The 22854-nt window shown below is 48.9% G+C and carries 22 protein-coding genes and 1 pseudogene; 4 read left to right on the top strand and 19 right to left on the bottom strand.

The window, feature by feature from the left end; all coding sequences use genetic code 11:
• The first annotated feature begins 90 nt into the window (after positions 1-90).
• Positions 91-909 (top strand): rhamnogalacturonan acetylesterase, encoded by an 819-nt coding sequence (locus IC804_RS01845; RefSeq protein WP_081157526.1) that lies wholly within the window; start codon positions 91-93, stop codon positions 907-909.
• Positions 910-1069: 160 nt separating this feature from the next.
• Here IC804_RS01845 and IC804_RS01850 read toward each other — a convergent pair whose 3' ends face one another.
• From IC804_RS01850 to IC804_RS01920, 15 genes are all read right to left on the bottom strand, one after another.
• Entirely contained in the window at positions 1070-2047 is a 978-nt protein-coding gene (locus tag IC804_RS01850; RefSeq protein ID WP_081157527.1) for a bile acid:sodium symporter family protein, read from the bottom strand.
• A 142-nt stretch (positions 2048-2189) separates the two neighbouring features.
• The gene (locus IC804_RS01855) at positions 2190-3968 is read right to left on the bottom strand and encodes an adenine deaminase C-terminal domain-containing protein (protein WP_081157528.1); all 1779 of its coding nucleotides are present in this window, start codon (positions 3966-3968) and stop codon (positions 2190-2192) included.
• 75 nt (positions 3969-4043) lie between these two features.
• The gene (locus IC804_RS01860; RefSeq protein ID WP_060475941.1) at positions 4044-4493 is read right to left on the bottom strand and encodes an acyl-CoA thioesterase; all 450 of its coding nucleotides are present in this window, start codon (positions 4491-4493) and stop codon (positions 4044-4046) included.
• Between the two features lie 20 nt (positions 4494-4513).
• Positions 4514-6103, bottom strand: a complete 1590-nt coding sequence (locus tag IC804_RS01865; protein ID WP_029761699.1) for a benzoate-CoA ligase family protein — start codon at positions 6101-6103, stop codon at positions 4514-4516.
• Positions 6104-6215: 112 nt separating this feature from the next.
• A complete protein-coding gene (locus IC804_RS01870) occupies positions 6216-7013 on the bottom strand; it encodes an enoyl-CoA hydratase/isomerase family protein (RefSeq protein WP_008880638.1) in 798 nt (265 codons plus the stop codon).
• Positions 7014-7171: 158 nt separating this feature from the next.
• Positions 7172-7816, bottom strand: a complete 645-nt coding sequence (locus tag IC804_RS01875) for a Phenylacetic acid catabolic protein (RefSeq protein WP_369802852.1) — start codon at positions 7814-7816, stop codon at positions 7172-7174.
• Positions 7817-7833: 17 nt separating this feature from the next.
• Entirely contained in the window at positions 7834-8049 is a 216-nt protein-coding gene (locus tag IC804_RS01880) for a hypothetical protein (RefSeq protein ID WP_008880636.1), read from the bottom strand.
• On the bottom strand, positions 8046-8366 hold the full coding sequence (locus tag IC804_RS01885) for a metal-sulfur cluster assembly factor (RefSeq protein ID WP_029761930.1): 321 nt from the start codon (positions 8364-8366) through the stop codon (positions 8046-8048). Before IC804_RS01885 ends, IC804_RS01880 begins: the two co-directional genes overlap by 4 nt.
• A complete protein-coding gene (locus IC804_RS01890; RefSeq protein ID WP_008880634.1) occupies positions 8366-9301 on the bottom strand; it encodes a Phenylacetic acid catabolic protein in 936 nt (311 codons plus the stop codon). Before IC804_RS01890 ends, IC804_RS01885 begins: the two co-directional genes overlap by 1 nt.
• 307 nt (positions 9302-9608) lie before the next feature.
• Positions 9609-10583: an MBL fold metallo-hydrolase gene (locus tag IC804_RS01895; protein WP_008880633.1), complete on the bottom strand. Its 975-nt coding sequence runs from the start codon at positions 10581-10583 to the stop codon at positions 9609-9611.
• 324 nt (positions 10584-10907) lie between these two features.
• Positions 10908-11783: a PaaX family transcriptional regulator gene (locus IC804_RS01900; protein WP_011887583.1), complete on the bottom strand. Its 876-nt coding sequence runs from the start codon at positions 11781-11783 to the stop codon at positions 10908-10910.
• A gap of 132 nt (positions 11784-11915) precedes the next feature.
• Complete coding sequence (locus IC804_RS01905; protein WP_370543780.1) at positions 11916-12722, bottom strand: enoyl-CoA hydratase/isomerase family protein; 807 nt, start codon at positions 12720-12722, stop codon at positions 11916-11918.
• A gap of 79 nt (positions 12723-12801) precedes the next feature.
• A complete protein-coding gene (locus IC804_RS01910; RefSeq protein WP_223812870.1) occupies positions 12802-14283 on the bottom strand; it encodes an aldehyde dehydrogenase family protein in 1482 nt (493 codons plus the stop codon).
• The gene (locus IC804_RS01915; protein WP_081157612.1) at positions 14273-14455 is read right to left on the bottom strand and encodes a PaaD-like zinc ribbon domain-containing protein; all 183 of its coding nucleotides are present in this window, start codon (positions 14453-14455) and stop codon (positions 14273-14275) included. The genes IC804_RS01910 and IC804_RS01915 overlap by 11 nt, the downstream gene beginning before the upstream one ends.
• A 601-nt stretch (positions 14456-15056) precedes the next feature.
• Positions 15057-15374 carry a hypothetical protein gene (locus tag IC804_RS01920; protein ID WP_081157611.1) on the bottom strand — a complete coding sequence of 106 codons (318 nt, stop codon included), beginning with the start codon at positions 15372-15374 and terminating at the stop codon, positions 15057-15059.
• 198 nt (positions 15375-15572) lie between these two features.
• On the opposite strand from IC804_RS01920, the gene IC804_RS01925 reads away from it, so the two are divergent.
• Together IC804_RS01925 and IC804_RS01930 are read left to right on the top strand one after the other, a co-directional pair.
• Positions 15573-16886, top strand: a complete 1314-nt coding sequence (locus IC804_RS01925) for a processed acidic surface protein (RefSeq protein ID WP_081157610.1) — start codon at positions 15573-15575, stop codon at positions 16884-16886.
• Entirely contained in the window at positions 16887-17480 is a 594-nt protein-coding gene (locus IC804_RS01930) for a class D sortase (protein ID WP_033009519.1), read from the top strand.
• Between the two features lie 45 nt (positions 17481-17525).
• Here the strand turns inward: IC804_RS01930 and IC804_RS01935 are convergent, their stop codons facing one another.
• Entirely contained in the window at positions 17526-18677 is a 1152-nt protein-coding gene (locus IC804_RS01935; RefSeq protein ID WP_081157609.1) for a CapA family protein, read from the bottom strand.
• 241 nt (positions 18678-18918) lie between these two features.
• On the opposite strand from IC804_RS01935, the gene IC804_RS01940 reads away from it, so the two are divergent.
• The gene (locus IC804_RS01940) at positions 18919-19350 is read left to right on the top strand and encodes a coiled-coil domain-containing protein (RefSeq protein ID WP_081157608.1); all 432 of its coding nucleotides are present in this window, start codon (positions 18919-18921) and stop codon (positions 19348-19350) included.
• A 151-nt stretch (positions 19351-19501) separates the two neighbouring features.
• Here IC804_RS01940 and IC804_RS01950 read toward each other — a convergent pair.
• The 3 genes and pseudogenes from IC804_RS01950 to istA form a co-directional block, all read right to left on the bottom strand.
• A pseudogene (locus IC804_RS01950) lies at positions 19502-19711 on the bottom strand (PTS transporter subunit IIC); the annotation flags it as partial.
• An 857-nt stretch (positions 19712-20568) separates the two neighbouring features.
• Positions 20569-21321, bottom strand: a complete 753-nt coding sequence (istB, locus tag IC804_RS01955; RefSeq protein WP_041468500.1) for an IS21-like element helper ATPase IstB — start codon at positions 21319-21321, stop codon at positions 20569-20571.
• The gene (istA, locus tag IC804_RS01960) at positions 21318-22823 is read right to left on the bottom strand and encodes an IS21 family transposase (RefSeq protein WP_081157591.1); all 1506 of its coding nucleotides are present in this window, start codon (positions 22821-22823) and stop codon (positions 21318-21320) included. Before istA ends, istB begins: the two co-directional genes overlap by 4 nt.
• Positions 22824-22854 lie beyond the last annotated feature (31 nt).

The raw sequence follows: 22854 nt of genomic DNA on the forward strand, positions 1-22854 counted from the left end.
GCATAAACAAGCGGATCGCAAGCCACGATAACAACGAAACGAACCGCCGGTGAACAGCAAGCAGACTGTTGTCGAGTAGGAGGAACTTGATTGAAAGGAAAACAAGCGGCTTTTTTGTGCTCCGTCATCATCGCCATTGGTGTCGTTCTAATGGTGAGGACAACAATCGTCGGAGACGCAGCCAAAACAAGAAGGGAAACGGTCATCGTCATCTATTTGGCCGGCGACTCCACTGTCGCCGCCGCCCCCCGCTCCCGCGCTCCGCGAGCTGGATGGGGGGAGATGCTTGACGACTGGTTTGACGATCGCGTGATCGTCAAAAACATGGCCGCTTCCGGGCGAAGCGCGAAAAGTTTTGCCGAGGAAGGATGGCTCGACCACATTTTGCGTGACATCAAAAAAGGTGATTATTTGTTTATTCAGTTTGGCCATAATGACGAAAAAATGAACGATCCAGCTCGTTATACCGAACCGTTCACCTCTTATCAAGCGTACTTAAAACAGTATATTGACGGCGCCCGCGCCAAAGGGGCGATTCCCGTCCTCATTACTCCCGTCGAGCGGCGGCGCTTTTCTGCCGATGGGCGAGCGCTCGATTCCCACGGACTTTACCCTGCTGCCATGAAAGCACTCGGAAAAAATGAACACGTTCCGGTCATTGATTTGACGGCAAAAAGCAAACAGCGGTTTGAACAGCTTGGGCCGGAACGGACGAAGCGGTGGTTTTTATGGCTTAAACCAGGCGAACACCCCAATTACCCGAAAGGCATCAAAGACAACACCCACTTTCATGAACGGGGGGCGAAAGAAATCGCCCGTTTAGTCGTTGAAGGGATCGTTGAGCTTGATCTTCCTCTTCGCCACCACCTCATCCGTTCGCCGAAACAAGACTCTGTACGAAATCGTTAAGCCGAGCCGCCTCCTGCCCTTAGCCGCACGCGTCATGACATCAACAACGCTCCAAGTGCATTTCCTCCGCACTCGCCCGATCCACTAGGACGGGCGCTTTTTTCTCCCTTCGCTCCCGCTAGGCACTGTCGATGACTGGCGTACCACCTGTCCTTTCCGCCTACCGGACGCTTCCGACGTATGGCGCTTTGCTTTTCATAGGTGAATGGTATGTTTTATTCAATAAGCGGTGGTATAGGGACGCGAACACTTGCTGGAACAGCATGCCGAGCACGACCGGTACGCTTACCGGTGGCGGAAAATAGGTCATAGCAAGCACGGCACCGGCGCTAATGTTGCGCATCCCCCCGGTAAACGTCAACGTAATAATATCCGGTGGGGCAAATTTCAGCCAACGAGCCGCCATCCAAGAAAGAAAATAACCAGAGCTTGCAATCACCAAGACGAGAAATGCCATAAAAAACAGCCGGACGTCAACACGGCCAAAATACGGGGCAACGACCGCGCTGTTCATCATGACGACAAGCGCAAGCGCCAGTTTGGAAAACGGAGACAACACGGCTGCGAGCCGCTCGTTCGCTCGGACGGACAGCCGCTCCCCTACGAGCATGCCGCTTAGAGAGGGCAAAATGATCATGAAAACCAGGCCGAGCATCATCTGTCCAACATCCATCTCCACCGCGCTCCCTGCGAGCAACAACAACGTCAGCGGCACAGCGAGGGGTGATAAAAACGTATCGATTAAAATGATGGAAAGGGCGAGCGCCAAATTCCCGCGGCCGAGCGATACCCAAATAAAGCTTGTTACCCCAGTTGGAATAGCTGCAGCCAACACAAACCCAATCACTGTTAACCGGTCGCCGCCAAAAAACAGATGGCCCAGCCCAAACGCCCAAAGCGGGATGACGAAGTGAAGAAGGCACAGCGCCGCAACGATCGGGCCAGGATGGATGAGCACTTCTTTCAACTCAGCCAAACGCAAGCGCAAACTGCCGCTAAACGTCATAAACGCAAACAGCCACGGCACAAGCGCGGCATGGCTGCTCAATTCATCCGATAACCAAATGCCGGCCACCACGCTCGCCGGCGTAAGAAACGGCAACGCTTTCTCAAGACGGCGGTTGATCGATTTCCACATTGGTTTCATCTCCAAATCTAATCATGAGCGATGATCATTCACTTACATCTTTTAATTATACATCGTCATCGCCTAATGAAATGCCCCATTTTCCCATGAAACCGATAGCCGACAATGAGGTGGTGGCCGCACGTGACGTTGCTTACTTCACTACTTTTTCCCCGATCTTTTCAGCCGGCAGCAAAATCTCATTTCGTTTGACGTCGTACAACCCGTATGGAATTAACCGAAGACCCGGCAAAAAGTCGCATGTCAAAAACAACAACGTATACAAAATATCATGGAACGGAAACCCACGTTCTTGAAGAGCGGACAGCAGCTCATCATGGAAACGGACGGCCGTGTCAAACGAATCATCGGTTGTCATCATGCCGGTAAACGGCAACGGAATCTCCACCACCGGCCGGCCACCATCGATAACAACAATTCCACCGCCCATTTCGAGCACCCGTTTCGCTGCTGCGGCCATCGCTTCCGGTTGTTTACCGATAACGAGAAGCTCGGTAGTTGTATTGTAGGTCGACGCCATGCCATCAATATCGAGGGCAAACCGCTCCAAAATAGCTTTAGCGACCCATTGCCCGTTGCGGTCGATGAGCGCAGCATACAACAGCCCCGGATGGTGGGACAGATCTGCATAGCCATCAACAGACGGAAGAGCTACATCTTTCCGTTCGGTAATGACATTGCTTTTAAAATACATAACCGGCACCGGCTGATCGGATTCCGAGTGCGGATAACGATATAAACGCTCGTCATCAAGCCGTTCTTTTGCAAATAAAAACGGTTTTTTCGATACGTATCGCTTCCAATCGATTTCAGGCAACGGCGCAAGCAGCTTGCCATCACGGGCGACGATACGGCCTTTGGCGATCACAAGCGACGGTTGGAAAGTAACAAGATCCGGAAGCAGAAGAATGTCCGCCAGTTTTCCCGGGGCGATGCCGCCGATTTCATCGTCTAGCTGCAAATACGTCGCCGCATTGATCGTCGCCATTTGCAAGGCTGTCATCGGCGGAACGCCAAGTTCCACAGCCTTCCGTACCAATCCATCGACAAACCCTTCCCGCTCAATAAATCCTGGGTGCGGTCCATCTGTAGTCATCGTAATCCGTTGCGTGCTCACTTTTTTCTCGGTAATTAAGCGGATAATTTCCGGAAAATCCGGGCGGAGCGAGCTATGGCGAAGCGTCGTCCACATGCCGAGTCGGAGCCGATGGAGCGCTTCTTCAGCCGTGATGGCTTCATGACAGGCGCTGACGCCGCTGGCGACAATGCTGTTTAGTTTTTCATACGAACAGCCGGCTGTATGGCCATCAACGACCTTTCCGGCGCGTTTCGCCGCTTCAATCGTTTCGAGTAAAAATGGGTCACCTTGATACAACAGCGGCCATCTTGTCACTTCGGCCGTCCCAACGACTTCGTCCATTGCCAGCAGTTCTTGGATGTGTCGTGGATCAAACCAGTCGCGCTCGCCAGGGAAATCTGCTTGCGACACGAGGCGGACAAGCCAAAAGAAATGACCGGGCAGAACCCGCAAATCCTCGATCAGCTGTCGAAATCCATCGACGCCAAAATGCAAGTAAAAAAACAAGTTGTCATTTACGGTAGTTGTCGTACCAAGAGGCAGTACTTTGGCGGTCATGCTGACGGGATTGTAAAGCACCCACGGATGGGCATGCGGCTCAATAAACCCGGGAGACACATACATCCCTTCTGCATCAATCACAATCGTATGCTCATCGACCGCGACTTCTTTTTCCCCAACATAGGCGATCGCATCATGATAAATAGCGACGTTTTGGCGCAAAAATTCACCCGAATAGACGTTGACAACCGTTCCGCCTTTGATGACGATATCGGCCGGGCGGCGCCCTTGTGCCACTTCAATCAGTTCGGTTCGCTTCGCTGTTCGAATCAAAGAACCTCCCCCTTTCGCAGCTTATCGCAACGATAAGCCAAGACGCAACGATGCGAACTTGGCTTTCAGCACCCATTAGGCATTGAGCAACGGGTTAATGTAGGCGCACTCCCCTATACCGTCTTCTTCAAGCAGTTGCCGGACGTCATCCGGAATGGGAACCGCAAACATGCGCCCGTTTTCCTCTTTCACCCAGCCTCTTAGTTCAAAACCGTGGCCGGTTCTTACTTCTTCGCGGAATACCTCATGGCGCAGCTTAATCGTTTTGCGACTCACTTCTTCCACCGTCGTTTTAATCGTAATAATGTCATCGTAATATAGTGGACGTTCAAACGTACAGCCGACATCGAGCAGTGGAAGAATGATGTTTTGTTCTTTCATCAATTTCGCCGGCGGCAGCCCGATGCTGCGGAAAAATTGATGACCGGCAATATCAAACCATTTAAAGTAATTCGGATAATAAACGATGCCGGCTGCATCCGTGTCACCAAAATTCACACGAACCTGAAATTCGTTCCGTTTCATGGTCAATCGTTCCTCTCACCTTATTGATTGATGCTCTGTTGCTTCAACAATTGCCGCAATTTAAAACGCTGGATTTTTCCTGTAGCTGTTTTCGGGAGTTCGTCAATAAATTCGATGATGCGCGGGTATTTATAGTGGGCTAGCTGTTGTTTCGTAAACTGTTTCAGTTCTTCTTCCTTCTTTGCGGATGGTGTTACTCCGTCTTTCAGAACGACAAACGCCTTCGGAACGGTCAATCCTTTTTCATTGTCTACCCCGACGACCGCGACTTCCAACACATCTTCATGCTGCAGCAGGCAGTTTTCAATTTCAATCGGGGAAACCCAAATGCCTCCGACTTTCAACATATCATCGGAACGTCCGCAATACCAGTAGTACCCTTCTTCATCACGGTAATACTTATCCCCAATATACAGCCATTCACCGACGAATTTTTGTTTGTTTTGTTCATGAAGATTCCAATATCCATGAGCGACCGAGTCGCCGCGAATAATTAAGTCTCCGACCTCATTCGGCGGCAGCTCATTTCCTTGTCCATCGATGATTTTCACGTCGTAACCTGGCACCGCTTTTCCGGAACTGCCTGGTTTGACATCACCAATGCGGTTGGAAATAAAAATGTGCAACGCTTCGGTCGAACCGATGCCATCTAAAATGTCAACGCCAAATAACTTTTTCCATTTATAATAAAAAGAAGGAGGTAATGCTTCACCGGCAGACACGCAAACGCGCAATGAACGAACATCAAATCGCCGGCCTGTTTTTTCCACATAATCAATCATGGCGCCATACAACGTCGGCACGCCGAAAAAGATCGTGGGCTTGTACGTTTCAATGGCCTGAAACATTGTTTCCGGCAACGGACGTTCTTTGATGAGTACGGTCGAGGCGCCACTGCCGAGCGGAAAATACATCCCCCCGCCAAGACCATAGGCAAAATACAGCTTGGATGCAGAAAGGCAACGGTCATGTTCGTTCATTTCCAGCACTTGTTTGGCGTATGTGTTTAATGCATACTCCATATCGTGCTGCAAATGAATGACCCCTTTTGGCTCTCCGGTACTTCCTGAACTGAACAGCCAAAACGCGGCGTCATCCTTATTCGTCGGAGCTGCGGTAAGCTCTTTAGCGGCACGTTGAATCAATTGATGGTACGAGAGTGTTCCTTCCAACACTTTGTTGGCGCTTTCATAAATGACAATCACATGCTCCAAAAAAGCAAACCGCTCTCGAGCCGGCTCGAGTTGTTCCCATAAGTCTTCGTGAATGACCAACCCTTTCGCCCGGCTGTTGTTTAAAAAGTATTCATAATCCGACGACTGCATCATCGTATTGACCGGGATCGGCACCGCCCCAATTTTAATGGCGCCGAAAAACGTGTAAATAAACTCCGGCGTATCATGACAAACCATAATCAGCCGGTCTTCAAGCTTATAGCCAAGCTCCCGCAGCATGTTGCCGGCCTGGTTCACTTTTTCTTGCAAAGTTCGGTACGAAATTTGCTCGTCGCGGTAATAAATCGCCGTTTTATCTCCTAATCCGCTGTGAACATGATGATCAATGAACAGCCCTGCCGCGTTGTACAGCCTTCCGAACCCGCGCAATTCCATCGCTCACCATCCCATTTCTATAAAAATTGGACTGCTTGATAAATATGCATGAGGAAGCCCTTGGAAATGGATGAACCGGCTTCCCATTTCAAGGGCTTCATAACAGTGTCGCTTAAACTCCTTTCCAATTCGGTTGGCGTTTTTCCAAAAATGCACTCAATCCTTCTTTGGCGTCTTCCGAACGGAACAACAAGTTTTGCAGCTCGCCTTCATAGCGGATCGCCACGTTCAGCGGCATTTCTTTCCCGTTCATGATCGACAGCTTGATGTTCGAAATCGCATACGTCGCGCTGTTGACAAGTTTGCGCGCGTACTCCCGCGTCCGTTCTCTCGTTTCTGCCTGCGGGAACACCCGGTTCACCAGCCCGATATCCAGCGCTTCTTGTGGAGTGATCGTTTCCCCGGTAATGTTCATATCCAACGCACGCGAATAGCCGACCAACCGCGCCAGCCGCTGCGTTCCTCCCGTCCCGGCCAACACCCCGAGCGTCACTTCGGGCAACCCGATTTTCCCGGCTTCATCGCCCATAAACCGCAAGTCGCACGCTAACGCCATCTCCAAGCCCCCGCCGACTGTATGCCCTTCTAAGCAGGCGATGTACACTTGCGGCGAGCGGGCGATTTTATCGAGCGTCTCGTTGCAGAACAGGCAAAATTGCGTTTTGAACCGCGGATCGGCCGAACGTAAAAAGTTAATGTCCGCCCCAGCCGAGAAAAACTTCGGCACATCGCTCATGATAATGACCACTTTGATGTCCGGATCGAAGCGAATGTCATCAATCGCCGCGTTGAACTCCTTGTAAAATTCCAAATCATACGAGTTCGACTTGTTAATATGCAAGTGAATTTCCGCAATCCCCTCTTCTTTAACGACCGTCAAATATTGTTTCTTCGTTTCTACAGCTACCATTCTCTTATTCTCCTTCCCTATCAATTTTTTGATGTTGTGATGCAGGCAACTTTCCAATAACCTGTTTTTGAAAGTTCATTTCCATCTTTGTCTTTCCGAAAGCATCAAGCGCACCGTTCGTTTTGTGTCTGTCTTTCTCACCTCCTGTTATGTCTTCCTTATTTCAACTGAACAAATGGTTCAGTAGCAACCGCTTTCAATTCTTGCTGCAAGCGTGCAACGAGTTGGACCCCTTTCGGCAAATAGCCTTCCTGCTGAAGCTCTTCCTTTGTCTCAACCTCTTTTAGCCAAACGGCCGCTTCATTCGCTGCAGCATTCAACGCTTGGCGGAAACGGTGCGGAACGGCACCTTGATCATGGATGAGCTGCTGCGCCCAATTTTTCGCATAAACGATATGATCCTGCTGTTCACGGACTAGCTTTTGAATTTTGGAAACAACGGCCGGATGGTTCGCCTGGAGCGCCGATTGTAAGACAGCATCAATCGCCGTGTTCACGGTATACAAGGCAGCAATGAGTGTGATCCAGTTATGAACGTTTACCGCGCTTTCCATCGCTTTTCCGGATTGTCCGTAAATTTCTGGTTTTTTTCCTTTTCCCCCACGCAAATCAAAACACCAGTTGTACAACAAACGCGCGTGTCCTAATTCTCCTTGAGCCATCGCGATCGCTGCCAGTGTCGCTTCCAAATTCGGACCGCTGACCCCGACCTCTACAAGACGGTCGCCAAGAACGTATTTATTGTCAGCGATCGTTTCAAGCAGCTCAATGAGCGAATGTACACTAGGCTGTCTCTGTTCCACTTCTCCCTCTCCCCCTTCTAGGCAAATAGCCATTTTGGTTTTCTCACCCAAACGAGTCCGCTGCGGTCGACAACAACCATTTCTGCCCAGTCCTCTTCATCGTACGTAAAGGAAGCATACACTTTCGCCAGCTCTTCATTTTCTGCTTCCACCGTGCCGATATGGGCCAGTTGGTCCCCCCGCTTTACACGGGCGAAAATATCAAACGTTTTTCGTTGTTGGGCCGCTGTCATGTTGAGCTCACCCCCCAATATTTTAATTTTTCGCGTCCTTCCGGGCTGATCCGGTCAACCGTCCACGGCGGATCCCAGACGACGTGAATATGCACATCGTGAATTTCTTCTTCCTTGAGCAAACGGTCGCGGATATCTTGCTCGATCCATTCCATACAGGCGCACGATACCGCCGTATACGTCATGGTAACATGCAATTCATCGTCACTTTTTTCAATGTTGTAAATCAATCCCATGTCGACAACGCTGATCGGAAATTCCGGATCCATCACTTCTTTCAATGCCTGCCAATATTTTTCCGTGTCCTGTTTGCCCATCACACCGCTTCCTTTCGTAATTGCTCAAGCTCTTTGGCCCCTTTTTGAATCCGCGCGACGAATTCTTTATTTTTCGGGCCTCGCTGTTTAAACCGTTTAATGACGTTATCCCACGTATCCGGCTGATCAAACAGCCATTTTTTATTCACCGGGTCAAACTTGCACGGGAACGGCACATCCAGCACGTATTTTTGTTGTTCTTCATCATAATGGGCAGGAACTTTGACACCGATCGATTCACAGAACGGAACGGCCGTTGACAACCATTTTTGCCGCAGCTCATCGTTCGACCGTCCTTTTAGCCGGTATTCAAGCTGCGCCGAGCGACTTTTCAGTCGATCTTCCACCCCGAAAAACTCAAGCGCCATTAAAAACATCCAATCGACGGCTTTCTGTACTTCCTCACGCAAGTTCGGATCTTGCATGGCTGTTCTCATAATGATTTCGCCGTTTCTGAGGTGAAACAACTCTTCTTTGTCGACTTTCACGAGCGCCCGCTTCCACGGCCCGTAGGACGTATGTTCAAACGCGTCACCAAGAAGTGTGTAGCCCGCCCGGTCAAAAAACGCGTTAAAGACACCAAGTTCAATCCAGTTTGACAGCTCAAAGTCAAAAGCGTACGGATTTTTCCAACGGTGCGCTTCTCTCTCGTAAAGCAGCCGGTCGACATCTTCCCCTAAATCTTTCAACAACCGGTAAGCGATGTGGGCATGACCGATTTCATCTTGCATGATGGCCAATGCCGTAATTTTGCTGTTGAGCGTCGGTGCTTGATCATACACGGTTAATAACGGCGGAACGCTTAACAGTTCGGTATCACCGACAATCGTCAATGTTTGTTTCAATGCTGTTAAATACTCCTCATTCATATCCTCGATTCCTTCAACGATAAATCCATTTTGGACTTTTTCTTTGAGCAACGCCGCTTGATCCATCTCCTCACCCTCTTTATTACGTTTTTTAAACTATCGTATTCTGTACATAATATTAATACACTATAAACTCTATTGTCAACTTAAAAATAGAAAAAATCTGAAAATTTTATTTTTCTCTATTTTCCTTAGGTTATCTAAATATCTTACTCATTTTCTTTAATCAATCTTCTTAGATCATCCCTTATAACACACAATGTTTGTTTTCCGTCCGTATATTTTTCATGCAATTAAATGCATGCAACACGAGACCACGCTGTTTAACTCGCCAAAAAAAAAGAGCCTAGCTGCCTGTACAGCTGGCTATTCGTTATGACGCATACACGATTACATCGTGATATTCCTCTTTTTGTACTTGGCCAATGGATCGCAAATATTCCAAATGCGCTAACGTTTCTGCCACCGCAAACCGCCATTGATGTGCTGTCAGCGGCTTATGGCCGAACACGAGATTAGCTACTTCATAGGCGGTGCACCCTCCTTTTGTCAGCGCTTTCATCTTTTGCAATCGTTGTTCGTGATGGCGGAAAATATCGCCGATCCGCTCGCGAAATTGACGAATCACTGCGCCATGGGCGGGCAGGGCAACATCAACATCGAGCTCCTCCACTTTACGCAAAGAAGAAAAATATTGCTCTAACGGGTTCGGATGAGCACCCGGCCATACGCTAATATTTGGGGTAATGCGGTCAAGAACATGATCTGATACTAACAGTTGGCGCGACTCTGGCTGATAAAAACTGACTAGACCGTCACTATGTCCCGGAACCGGAATGACCGTCCAACGCCGCTGCCCAAGCACAATTTCATGGCGATCTAAAATCGTTAGCACTGGAAACGGGCTGACGCGCAATGACAACCTCCACATGTTCTCTTCTATTTCAGACACAAGTTCATCTGGAACGCCATGACGGAGAAACAGCGCAGCGACTTCGCTCGCTTGGGCGCTCTCTTCCCCCCATACCCGCTCGGCCATCGCATAATCCGGTTCACTAATCCATATCGGCGCTTCCGTCTGTTGCTGCATCCAACCGGCAAGACCAAAATGATCAGGATGAAAATGGGTGATGTAAATGGCGCGAATGTGCCGCGGCTTGATTCCTAATTGCCGGAATGCCGCTTCCCAAGCGCGCATGGCTTCAGGCCAACGAAATCCAACGTCGATCAAACTCCAACCGTCCGCCTCTCGACATACGTAACAATACACATACTTCATCGGAAACGGAACAGGAATCGGAACGCGATAAATTCCATCCCCCACTGTTTCAATTTCTTTATGTAGCATTTCTATTTCCTCTCCCCTCTATATGGTTCTCTTTGTCTCTCCCCGCATGCAACAGCCAATCGAAAGGCGAATCCTCCGATTTTTTTCAGCCCAATTGCTAAAAGACCGGTGATTTCATAGGTCATTGTGTGATAGGAATCTTTCAATATGAAAAGGCGCACAACCTAAAACTTTCTTCAAATTTGCGTTCTGCTGATTATAGCGCTTTTCACCCCCTTTAAAAAAGTGAGAGTACAAAAAGACATTTCTCTAGTATATAAATCTTGATTGTTTAGAGTTCACCAAAACGACCACTATCAAGAAATCACACTTTTCACCAGCGCTCTAAATTATCTCCATAAACGGGTTGATCGCCCTATCGCGGTTGAACACCGATTCACGGTCCGGAGCGGGCTCAAATAACGTTTCAAAGTAACGAATGGCGGGAATAGCAAGCAGCTGATGGACATTGAAAAACAACTCCCGAGCTCTCGTCCCGCTCCAATCATCGGGCAATAAGTCATGTGGAAACCCCGGGTCAATAAAGAAAAAGCTCCGGTATTCATGTACGAGTTTTGTTCGCTCAATAAAACATTCGCGATCGGTCAATTCATTGTTCCAAGCTTGCTTTTGAAACTCCTCATACTTTCGTTCGTACGTTTCAATAAATTTGTCATACTCTTTGGCGATATAAGCAAAATCCCAACCGCGTTCGATGATTTGTTCGTTGCTGTGTGACACGATGGAGTCCGCCGTAAACAAAATGACATATGGCTCTAAATGATAATCTTTTATCCATTCCATGACTTGTGGTTCAATCGGATTCGGGCTCGCCCATGTCCCGTGAGAAATAAGACCAAACCCCATCAAACTTAATTCTTTGCGGATTTGGCTGCGCAGCTCCCGTTTTTCTTCTGGAACGGAATACGTTAACACGCGCCAACGGCCATCCCATTTGTAGTTTCGCAACGAATAGACGCGTGTGAATCCATCCATCATTGTCCGCTTCCCTTTTGGCGTCAGTGAGTAATAGCTGTTATTGCCGATTTTCCGCACCTCAAAAAATTCTTGTTGCACCATCCTGAGCGCCGCCCCACGAATGGACGACTCGGAAATGCCGAAGTGGGACATCATCTGGATCAAACTTCCAATCCAAACTTCATTCCCATAATGTTGAATATATTCTCCAAATAGCGTAAACATAAGTGCCCTTGGCTTCATTACGACAACACCTGTCTTTTTTCAGATTTTTCTTTTATTATGTTACATTTTCCCACTCTTTTTCAATCGAGAATAATTGTTTTTACACAAAAATATATCGACCAAACCGGCCGATATGCATAAAAAATATGTTTAAACCCCTTCCCAATTTGGCTGACGTTTTTCCAAAAATGCACTCAATCCTTCTTTGGCGTCTTCCGAACGGAACAACAAGTTTTGCAGCTCGCCTTCATAGCGGATCGCCACGTTCAGCGGCATTTCTTTCCCGTTCATGATCGACAGCTTGATATTCGAAATCGCATACGTCGCGATGTTGACAAGTTTGCGCGCGTACTCCCGCGTCCGCTCTCTCGTTTCTGCCTGCGGGAACACCCGGTTCACCAACCCGATATCCAGCGCTTCTTGTGGAGTGATCGTTTCCCCGGTAATGTTCATATCCAACGCACGCGAATAGCCGACCAACCGTGCCAGCCGCTGCGTTCCTCCCGTCCCGGCCAACACCCCGAGCGTCACTTCCGGCAGCCCGATTTTCCCGGCTTCATCGCCCATAAACCGCAAGTCGCACGCTAACGCCATCTCCAAGCCCCCGCCGACTGTATGCCCTTCTAAGCAGGCGATGTACACTTGCGGCGAGCGGGCGATTTTATCGAGCGTCTCGTTGCAGAACAGGCAAAATTGCGTTTTGAACCGCGGATCGGCCGAACGTAAAAAGTTGATGTCCGCCCCAGCCGAGAAAAACTTCGGCACATCGCTCATGATAATGACCACTTTGATGTCCGGATCGAAGCGAATGTCATCAATCGCCGCGTTAAACTCCTTGTAAAATTCCAAATCATACGAGTTCGACTTGTTAATATGCAAGTGAATTTCCGCAATCCCCTCTTCTTTAACGACCGTCAAATATTTTTTCTCCACTGTTAGGACATTCGCCATTTTCATCCCTCCATAAATAATAGAATGATATATGTTAAGCACTGCTTACCATAGCTACGGTGATATTCACCTACAGGCTGTCTTGTTAAATGCCAAACAAGTTCAATGGCTTGCTGCCGATATAAGAGACGACACTTTTCGTTTCGGTGTACAAATTTAACGTTTCAAGCGCCAGCTCACGGCCAAATCCCGACTGTTTGTACCCGCCAAATGGCGTACCTGGGAAAGCGGAAATCGGCGAGTTCACCATGACAATTCCAGCTCGGATGCGCGAAGCGACGCGATGGGCTCTTCCGTGGTCTTTCGTCCATACAGCCGACCCTAAGCCGAAAATCGTCTCGTTCGCTTGTTGAATGACCTCTTCTTCGTCGCGAAACTTCATAACGACAACGACCGGCCCGAAAATTTCTTCCTGTGCCACGCGCATGTCATTTTTGACGTTTCCGATTACTGTCGGCATATACCAGTAGCCTTTCTCGAACTCTTCACCTTCGGGAATTTTTCCCCCGTACAAAACCTCGCCGCCTTCCTCTACTGCCAGCTTCACATAGCTGTCAATTACTTGCTGATGGCTTCGCGAAATGACCGCTCCCATATGTACCCCTTTTTCAAACGGGTTACCGACGCGGATGCGGGAAGCTTTTTCAAGAAATTTCTCCATAAACTCATCGTAAATGGCTTCGTGTACAAATAGCCGTGAGCGCGCTTCGCACGATTGCCCCGTATTGTAAAAAATGCCGTAAAGTGAACCATTGACAGCCGCTTCTATATCACAATCGTCAAACACGATATTTGGGGATTTCCCGCCGAGTTCGAGCGTCACCCGCTTCAACGTGCCAGAGGCGCGGCGCATAATGTCTTTGCCGGTTTCCGTCTCCCCGGTGAAAGCCACTTTATCAATCCCCGGGTGTTCGATCATATACGGACCGATTTCGGAACCGCTTCCCGTAATCACGTTAACAACCCCGTCAGGAACCCCAGCTTCTTGGCAAATTTCCGCCAACATGTAAGCAGTGATCGGCGTGTAACTGGCCGGCTTTAACACGACTGTACATCCTGCCGCCAGTGCTGGGGCCACCTTCCAAGCCGCCATCATCAGCGGATAGTTCCACGGGATAATTTGGCCGCATACGCCAACCGGCTCTTTCACTGTATAGTTGAAAAATCCGTTTGGAACTTGGTTGGTATCCCCTTGCAGCGTGATCGCCGCGGCCGCGTAAAATTCAAAATCCTCAATCGCCTGCAAAATTTGCCCTTTCGCTGCATCGACGGTTTTGCCGCTATTTAGCACTTCCGCGTACACGAAATCGTCGAATCGCTCTCTCATAAGGCTGGCGATTTGATTCAGCAAGCGTCCCCGTTTCGCAGCCGTCATTTTCGGCCATTTTCCCGATTCAAACGCCGCGCGCGCCGCTTCGACAGCCCGGTCTACGTCCGCTTTTGTCGCCTTGGCGACCGTCGCGATCACTTCTTCTGTCGCCGGATTGATCACCTCAAACACTTCGCCGTTGCTGCTTTCGACATGCTGGCCATTAATGAACAGCGGATAATGTCTCTTAATCTTCATGAATGACCTCCCCTTTCCCCTTGTCATCGTTTCTCCATCTTACCCGTTCAAACACACTTTTGCATCGATGGCAATAATATTGCGACACAAGCTGAGCGGTTCCAAACATCGATAGCGGCGCTACGTTCGTTGAGCCGCAAAACGCGCAGCGCACCTCCCCGCGTACCGGCATCGGCTAGACACCTCTTATTATTATGTTTTATTTAATATCGTCAGTTTAACATAATAATACGGAAATTCAAACGTGTTGTCAATCATTAGACTGAAAAAAATGAAAATTTATAATCTTTATTGTATCCTTTCATTCGACCCGAGGTGGCTCATGGCTTTTGAATTATATGGAACAGAAACGGTCGTCTTGATCAAGAAAAAACGACGGGACGCGTTACATCCCATCGGGTTTCCTCAAAAGCCTTGAAACAGTAGAGCAACGTTGCTCCACTGTCTGACTCGTTTCCCCACATTTGTTTTTGCCGTACACTCCCTTACGCCAACTCGCCACGTTTCATTCCGTCGTTTCCACTTTCAAGAAGTGATAATACCCATTCTTTTATATTGATCTCCGAAGCAGGATACATCAATGAATCGGTTCACCAACATCACAACCCGTTTCTTTCCGTCATCTGCTGGCACTATTGAATCCCCTTTTCACCATGATTTTGTCCATTCACTGCAGCGTTCGTGTCGCCCATATGCACGAACCATCAAACCAGGCGACATAGAAAAAGCCGGCGAGCGCAATACCGCCGGCTTGTGGGACACGCAAAAAACCGTTATTTGTCCTGCTGATTGCCCGGACGCTCTGGAGTCATTTCTTCGGCAAACTCCGCCGCAGCAGGCTGCATCGTTCCCATCCGCCGGCTCATCCAGCGGTTGAGGCCGCGAATCACGTTTCGCATCGGTCCTTGCGTCATCGGCGCCATGCGTCTCCCTTGTCTCGCCCCCAACATCGCGGCTGCCACCGCTCCTAAGCTTACGCTGACGAGCGTCCAAATGGCGTTATGGTTTCTTCGCCGTCTAACAACCCCCAACCATGGATTCCACAACCCGCGGCCGCGCTGAACGCGGAACAGACGGAATAAGCGATCCATTGTACCTCCACCTCCTTTTGCTCGACAGCTCCCGTTCAACGGTTAGCATACGTTGCCTCTAAAAAGTCATACGTGGAAAACATTAGATGTAAACAGGGAGGGTGTTCTATATAAAAATTTCCATATATTTCACTATTTTCGTCCCTTTCATGTTCCTATATACTGAATTCGTATATACAAACAAACGGAGGTCACGACATGAAAAACATCGTTCCTTTTGCCTTGGCCGCATCCATAGCCACTGTATGGCCAGCTTCAGCGTTCGCCATTGAACGCAACGATCCAGCTTTAGAGCAGTATTTAAATGAAGCAGGGATCACAGTCGAAGAGCTGGAAAATTATTTGGACTATGAAGGCTATTCGCTCGATGAGTTTGACAGCGTGGACGAAATGCGCCGTGAGTTCGGCGAGCCGCTCACGGAAGAAAATTTAGCTCAGTTGCTCGCCAAACACGGATTGACCGAACAACAGCTTCGACAAATGCTCATCGACAATGGAGAAATGGAAGAGTCACAGGCCATTACTGATGTGTTTTTATTTTACAATGATCTGGAAGAATATATCGAACTGTTTAAAGATTACTCCGTTCCAATCACGGATGAAACGCTGGCCGCCTTTCTAAACGAACGCGGAATGACAAAGGAAGAGCTCATCGCCCTTCTTGATCGGCACGGCGAATCGTTGGCCGATTACCACTCGATCGGCGAGCTGAAAGATATCGTCGATTATTATCGAAATTTGACGCCGTTGACCGAAGAAACATTAAACAAATTTTTACAAGAAATTGGCATGACGAAAACGCAATTGGAAAAACTGCTGTCTAAAAACGGCGATTCGCTTGACAATTATGCGACGGTCGAGGAACTGTCGGAGACAGTCATCGACTACTTGCTTCCGGATTTAGACGAGCTTGGTTTGACGGACGCAGAGTTGGAAAAGCTCTATAACCATTTTGAATCGCTGAATATGGAAGATCCGCAATTCGCCGAGAAAATGGAAGAAATCGGCCAACGGCTTGAGGCGATCGGTGCGTACGATTTTACGAGCGTGACGGATCTATCGCCAACGCAAATCGCTGAGATCGCCAATGTATGGACCGACCTGCTTTCCACATTTCAGCTGGAAGCGAAGTTTTATTTGACAAAAGGTGGCGAGAAAAAGCCGCTCAGCCTGTCGACGCTGCTGACAATGGAATCAGCGAACGGCTACGATTTGCTTGTTGAAATTTACAGCACTGACGGCGAGCTGCTGGCTGATTTTGTCGTGACCGAAGAGATGTTTGCCTCCGACATATTCGATGAAATCGGCGAAGACTTGCAACAGAGCGGCCAGGCAGCGAAAATCGAAAAAGTGGTGAAACCGGCGCCGCCGAAACCGCTGAAGCGGACCGAAGCCGGAGCGAAACTGCCGAAGACGGCATCCCCGTATGCCGCTTATATGCTTTTTGGTTTGACCTTAATCGGTGCCGGCGCATTCCTTGTCCGCTTCCGCCAAGGAGCCGAGGCGAAATAAATGAACCGGAAACGGCTCGTGCGCTTTTTTGGAGCAAGCTTGATCGCAGCAGGAATCGCCGTAGCCGCCGTTAGCGGCTTGAAGTGGAAAAACGGCTTGGAGGCGGTCAAACCGCTGTCTGTTGAAATAGAGAGACAAACAGGCGCTGCGCCGATGCAAATCCAAAGTTCACTCTACCCAAAACAGCCCAAAATCGGCGAACAAATCGGCGAACTCATCATCCCGAAGCTCAACATGAGCCTAGCGATTTACCACGGTACAGATGAAAACGAGTTGGAAAAAGGGGTCGGCCATTACGCCGGCAGTGTCCTGCCAGGAGAGGCGGACAACTGCGTGCTTTCTGGCCATCGCGACACGGTCTTCCGCCGTCTTGGCGAAGTCGGCCAAGGCGATCTCTTGATCGTCCGTACGTCCGCCGGCACATTCACCTATAAAGTGCGCAAAGTGCGCATCGTCGACGCCGACGACCGGACGGTCATCGTTCCAAAGCCGAAAGCGACACTCACCGTTTCCACGTGCTATCCGTTCCGCTACGTCGGCCCTGCTCCGCAGCGGTACGTGCTCGTCGCCAACTTAATCAATGATCGCTCTTAACCTTGCAAAAAGCGAAAGGATGGCCGAAACAAGGGCCATCCTTTTTTACTTCACTTCGTACGCGGCCCAAGTCGGCTTTTTGATTTTCGCCGACAGCGAGACAATTTTCCGTTTCACTCGGGCTGCTTCCCCTCCCGCTAACGGCATCGGCTGGTAGTTGTTCCTTGTCGTCACCGATGAAATGCGAAACGGGATGACGCGGATTTCTTTTTTGGCCGTCCGCTTGCCGTTTTGAAAAGAAAACACCTGCTGGAAAACAAACGTATCTTTGTCGCTCGGGTTTTTGTTTCCGCCAAACATAAAATTCCCTAAACTGTAGACAATAAATTTGCCTTTGTACTCCTCGATCCCTTGCACGACGTGCGGGTGATGGCCGACGACCAAATCGGCGCCGCTGTCAATCGCAAAGCGGCCGAGCGCCTTTTGCGTGCTGTTTGGCACATAGCTTCGTTCCACTCCCCAGTGGAAATGGACTAGAATGATGTCGGCTCCTTGTTTCCGAAGCGTGCGAATATCGTTGGCGATTTGCTTGCGCAACGTGCTGGTATTGCTCCAACCTTCATAGCCGAGCGCCCCGACTTGAATGCCTTTGACCGTTTTCATGAGCCGAAGCGTACGGCCGAAATAACCGATGTTTTCCTTTTTTAAACTGGCAATCGTGTCATTGTATCCTCGTTGCAAGTAATCGTATGTATGATTATTGGCCAGATTCACCGCCTCAATGCCGCCATAGGTTAAGATTTTCGCATAACTCGGGTGGCCGCGAAAACGAAATTTCTTGCTTGCCTTCCGCGTCGAAGTGGTCAGCGTCGTTTCCAAATTGACGGTCGTAAAATCATCTTTCTTGAAGATCGGCTCAATGTATTTCGTAAAATAGCGCAAGCCGTGCTTTTTCACTTCTTCATCAAACGAATACGCATAACCGTAGTTTTCATCACGCCCAAGCGTCACATCGCCCGCCGCGCTGATGGTGATGCGCACTTCGTTCGGGTTCGGCGCCGCTTGTTTGGCAGAGGCTGACGCTATCGCCATCTTATCGATCGGACTCGGCAACGGTAGATGCTCGATTGTTTGCCCCGCGGTTGGCGCCGCCAGCACTTCCTCGACGCCGCGATCAGCCGCATTGCTGCAAGAAAATAAAAAGACAGACGCCATGCATATAAGCGCCGCATTTCTCCTCTTGATCCATGCGTTCATCTTCCCTCTCCTATCCATCTATTTTCTTCAAAAGACGAAAACTTCTGCTAATGACGTATTCAACACACCCCCTATTTATCCCTTTTCTTTCCCTCAATTTAGGAGTGATGCCCTAGCCAAGCCATGATATAATGAGCTTGCAGGCGTTTCCTCCCCGAATTCCACACCTTGTCCTCCTCACGTTTCATGGTCGAAACGCCCCAAGTGAATCCCATCTTTAATAATGTAAGGAGGTTTCTTCATGGAAGAGCTGTTGCGGCAGTTAACGACGCTTGTCCAAGGGCTTGTCGATGACATGTCCGTCCTGAAACAAGACATGCAAACGGTGAAGCAAAAATTAGGCCAACTTGAACAACGAGTGGACAAACAGGAAGAAAAGCTGCGCTGGCTGAAGGAGCAGATGAAAGAAAACACGGAAATGATCAAAGCGATCCGCGACAATCAACTCGAACAGCGCAGCATTCAAGACGGCATGCGCCATGAAATCGCCAGCCTCCGCGGAGAAATGGCCGGCATTCGCGAGCAGATGGCAACAAAAGACCAGCTCTCCCGACTTCGCGAGCAAATGGCGACAAAAGAAGACATCTCCCTCATTCATCAGCGGCTTGATTATCAACTTGGCCGCATCGCGAGAGTGGAGGAGGAGATGTATTTGCTGAAGAAAGTAGATTGACACTCCACACGCTTAAAGGCATGGGATTCTTGGATCATTTGCGTCCTCATCCATTTCTGGTTCGGACAACGCCCAAGTTTAGGGGGGTGTCATCACCCCGTCCCATCGGGTTAGGATGTACCCCCATGAGCGGCGCACCTGTGACCAGTGCGCCTGCTAGTACGACATAGACTCCTGCAGCAAACGTGATTCCTTGCATAAGAGAGAAGACAAGAAAATTGACACCGCCGCTTAACTCCTTCTCGATAAACGATTTTCCGGCAAACGGAGCAACGACAAAAAATAACAGCACCATTGTCAACGACATAGCCACCGGTGTATCACGAAGAAAACTCTATGATTTTGGCGCTTTAATATCTTCAATATCTTCCCTAAATCCGTGACAAAACATCTTTACAATAGTCGCAAACTGTTGATACGATAAAAGAAGACGACGTTAACGACTTTTCATCAAGGAAACATTTCTAGAGGGAGGATTTCATTGTTTAGGGATATAAAGATAAAATTGATATCAGGGATACTAACTTCAATTAATTCAGGTTTTTTATATTATCTAATTGAATCCAAAGGTGTCACTGTATCAAAGGAATTAAATATTTTAGAGGGACTATTAGAAGTTCTTGTCAAGTCCTTACTCTACTCTATAATATGTGTACTTCCGCTAGTTATTTTGTTCGGTATACCAATCTCCTTATTGATAGACTACGTATTACAAAGAATAAATCAAATGAATCCTCCTATATCATTTCTCCTGCATGCTATAGCCTATTTTATTATCGTAATAATATATTGGGCGATCAATTTTGGAGTAGATAAAATAATATATATAGGGGAGCCTGAAATAGCCTATAATGTATTTTTATTTGTGTATACCCCTTGTGTTTTTTGGATTATAACATACTCAATAAAAAAGCAATATTTAAGAAAATAAAATCGATACAACTTACATTTCGCACCCTACAGTTTGGAAAAAATTATTTATTTGATTTTTTAGAATAACTTTCCGATCAACACGATTAGCGATGGCAATCTTTTTTGCCATCGCTAATCGTTCTGTATGACATTACACGTAAATGCCCTTGTCCATGCCTGGTCCTTGCAGAACCCTTCACTGATTAAGGAGATCGGTTTCCCGAACGAGCATTGGATTTGTGTTTTTTGCAAGCAAAAAATGCAGAGAAGTGCAAGAAAAAATACATAGGCTTGCCAGCTCAAGACTTAAGGTTCCAGACCGGGGGCAGAGGACGGCTGGATCGCGGAGAGAGCGTTCCGCAGTCGATAGCTCTCTCCCGTAAAGGCCAAGATGTGGGCGTGGTGAACCAAGCGATCCACTAACGCTGCCGTCAAACGGTTGTCCCCAAACACCCGATTCCACTGTCCAAATTCTAGATTCGATGTCACCATGACGCTTTTTCGCTCGTAACAGTCGGCGATAATATGAAACAACAGTTCCGATCCTTGCTTTTGAAACGGCACATAGCCGAGTTCATCCAAAATCAACAGTTCGCATGGGTCGAGGCTTCGTTTCAGCCGTCCGAGCGTGCCGTTTTTCAACGCCTCTTCCAGCTGGGCGACAAGATCCGCGACGCGGAAAAACCGAACCTCATGGCCTTGTTGGCACGCCTGAATGCCAAGTGCTGTGGCGAGATGGGTTTTCCCCGTTCCAGGTGAACCTAAAAGCAGAACGTTTTGCTTTCGCTCCAAAAAGCGAAGGTCACACAGTTCCTCCCTCGATGTCGTGGCTGGCCAATGGATATGACCCGACCATTCGTAATCCTTCAGCCATTTCAACTCCCGAAACTTGGCTTTCTTGATCAGCCGAGCCTGTTTCGCTTCTTGGCGGCACGACAGTTCCAGCGCCAATACATCCCGCAAAAACTGTTCTTTCGTTTCGAATCTCACCTCCTCGAATCGATCTGCGATATAGGCCAAATGCAGCGCTTTACAAATCTCTTTCACCTCTGCTCTCATTTCTGGACACTCCCTTCCCGAGCGGGATGAAGACGTTGATCATACACCGTTAAATCCGTTTCATAGTCGATTAGAACGGAAGGGGTGTATGATTCTTCCCACTTGTCCGGGTAATAGGAGTGCTTCGCTTCCATCAACACGCCGATTTCATGAGGAGTCAAGTCCCATCGCTGACTCTCCTCGAGCCACTGGGCGATTTCGTAAAGCGTGTGCCGATCCAACAGCGCTCGCAGTCCTTTTAAACGGGCCACCACCTGGGGCGGGGGGCCAGCCAGATACATTCGGATCGCCTCCGGCAAGTACATCCGGTAGCGGGAATGTCCGACAACCCGGGGTTTGGTCTCCCACTCAGCGAAAATCTCTTTCCAAGGGATTTCGCGTTTCACGTTCGTATACGGCCTTGGCGCTTCAAGATGGACGTCTCCATCGGAAGAGAACACAACGAAACGATTCCATTCTTTCTTCACCAACACCCGGTTGGGGACGGACAGGCCATGGACGACGAACGCCTTCCCATCCACCATCACTTCTCCGTATTTATTCACGTAAGCGTGATCGAGGGAGAAGATCGGAAGATCTTGTTCCGGCAACGCCAACAGCTCTGGTTGTTCTTCCTGCCATAGTTCCTCGATCCACCGCCCCTTTTCATAATGAGGACGGTTTCGGTCCTCGACCATCTTGCGATGCAGCCACTCCACCAGCTCCGGATCCGACTCCATCAATGGAGCGGGGATGAAACAAAGGTTGCGAGTGTAATAGACTTTTCGCTCCGCATTTCCTTTCTCATGTCCACTGTATGGATTGCACACTTGTACATCAAACCGATAGTAGAGTTGGAATTTCTCAAAAGCCTCGGTGAATCGGCGTTCTCCCCCTTTTCGAATCGACACAATGGCCGCGGACAAATTGTCAATGCGCAATGCCTTTGGCACTCCCCCAGCCTGACGAAACAGCTGCGTCAACCCGTGGAGGAAGCATTCACTGTTTTCCGCCGGCAGCGGATAAGCAAACGCAGCGTTGCTATAGGGAAAGCTCATGATCAAAACCGATCGCTCTTCTTCCTTCCCCTCCTTCGTCACAACCGTCATCTTCCCGAAATCCACCTGCGCCTCGCCTGGCGGGTGCTCCAGTCGTTCATAGCGCTGTTCTTTCTCGAGCTTGAGCTGCGGTCTTCGTTTTTGCACGTACGCGCAAACGGTGCGATACGAGCCTTGAAATCCATGGTCACGACAAAGCGCTTCAAACATCGTCTTGTTCGTTCGCCGTTGTTTTCTCGGCAGCTTGGCATCCTCCTCCAACCAGTCATCAATGATTTGCCCGTACCCTTCTTCCTCCATCATCCCCTTTTTGCGTTTGATGGTTGGTTGGACAGAAATGTCTTCATCTGCGTATTTCTTGACCGTTCTCCAGTTATATCCCGTTTCACGGGAAATTTCCGCAATCGATAACCCTTTCTTTTCACGCAGTTTTCTGATACGATTAATTTCGGGCATTGCCAGCATCCTTTCGCTCCTCCACTGTTTGGTTATGTGT

The sequence above is a fragment of the Geobacillus sp. 47C-IIb genome (genome assembly GCF_014679705.1).
Taxonomy (GTDB): Bacteria; Bacillota; Bacilli; order Bacillales; family Anoxybacillaceae; genus Geobacillus; species Geobacillus thermodenitrificans.

Bases quoted from the DNA above. Each gene is read 5' to 3' on its own strand.
- IC804_RS01850 (WP_081157527.1), bottom strand. From the start codon at position 2,047: ATGTGGAAATCGATCAACCGCCGTCTTGAGAAAGCGTTGCCGTTTCTT.
- IC804_RS01860 (WP_060475941.1), bottom strand. From the start codon at position 4,493: ATGAAACGGAACGAATTTCAGGTTCGTGTGAATTTTGGTGACACGGAT.
- IC804_RS01865 (WP_029761699.1), bottom strand. From the start codon at position 6,103: ATGGAATTGCGCGGGTTCGGAAGGCTGTACAACGCGGCAGGGCTGTTC.
- IC804_RS01870 (WP_008880638.1), bottom strand. From the start codon at position 7,013: ATGGTAGCTGTAGAAACGAAGAAACAATATTTGACGGTCGTTAAAGAA.
- IC804_RS01880 (WP_008880636.1), bottom strand. From the start codon at position 8,049: ATGACAGCGGCCCAACAACGAAAAACGTTTGATATTTTCGCCCGTGTA.
- IC804_RS01885 (WP_029761930.1), bottom strand. From the start codon at position 8,366: ATGGGCAAACAGGACACGGAAAAATATTGGCAGGCATTGAAAGAAGTG.
- IC804_RS01890 (WP_008880634.1), bottom strand. From the start codon at position 9,301: ATGGATCAAGCGGCGTTGCTCAAAGAAAAAGTCCAAAATGGATTTATC.
- IC804_RS01895 (WP_008880633.1), bottom strand. From the start codon at position 10,583: ATGCTACATAAAGAAATTGAAACAGTGGGGGATGGAATTTATCGCGTT.
- IC804_RS01900 (WP_011887583.1), bottom strand. From the start codon at position 11,783: ATGAAGCCAAGGGCACTTATGTTTACGCTATTTGGAGAATATATTCAA.
- IC804_RS01905 (WP_370543780.1), bottom strand. From the start codon at position 12,722: ATGAAAATGGCGAATGTCCTAACAGTGGAGAAAAAATATTTGACGGTC.
- IC804_RS01910 (WP_223812870.1), bottom strand. From the start codon at position 14,283: ATGAAGATTAAGAGACATTATCCGCTGTTCATTAATGGCCAGCATGTC.
- IC804_RS01915 (WP_081157612.1), bottom strand. From the start codon at position 14,455: ATGCCGGTACGCGGGGAGGTGCGCTGCGCGTTTTGCGGCTCAACGAAC.
- IC804_RS01920 (WP_081157611.1), bottom strand. From the start codon at position 15,374: ATGGATCGCTTATTCCGTCTGTTCCGCGTTCAGCGCGGCCGCGGGTTG.
- IC804_RS01925 (WP_081157610.1), top strand. From the start codon at position 15,573: ATGAAAAACATCGTTCCTTTTGCCTTGGCCGCATCCATAGCCACTGTA.
- IC804_RS01930 (WP_033009519.1), top strand. From the start codon at position 16,887: ATGAACCGGAAACGGCTCGTGCGCTTTTTTGGAGCAAGCTTGATCGCA.
- IC804_RS01935 (WP_081157609.1), bottom strand. From the start codon at position 18,677: ATGAACGCATGGATCAAGAGGAGAAATGCGGCGCTTATATGCATGGCG.
- IC804_RS01940 (WP_081157608.1), top strand. From the start codon at position 18,919: ATGGAAGAGCTGTTGCGGCAGTTAACGACGCTTGTCCAAGGGCTTGTC.
- istB (WP_041468500.1), bottom strand. From the start codon at position 21,321: ATGAGAGCAGAGGTGAAAGAGATTTGTAAAGCGCTGCATTTGGCCTAT.
- istA (WP_081157591.1), bottom strand. From the start codon at position 22,823: ATGCTGGCAATGCCCGAAATTAATCGTATCAGAAAACTGCGTGAAAAG.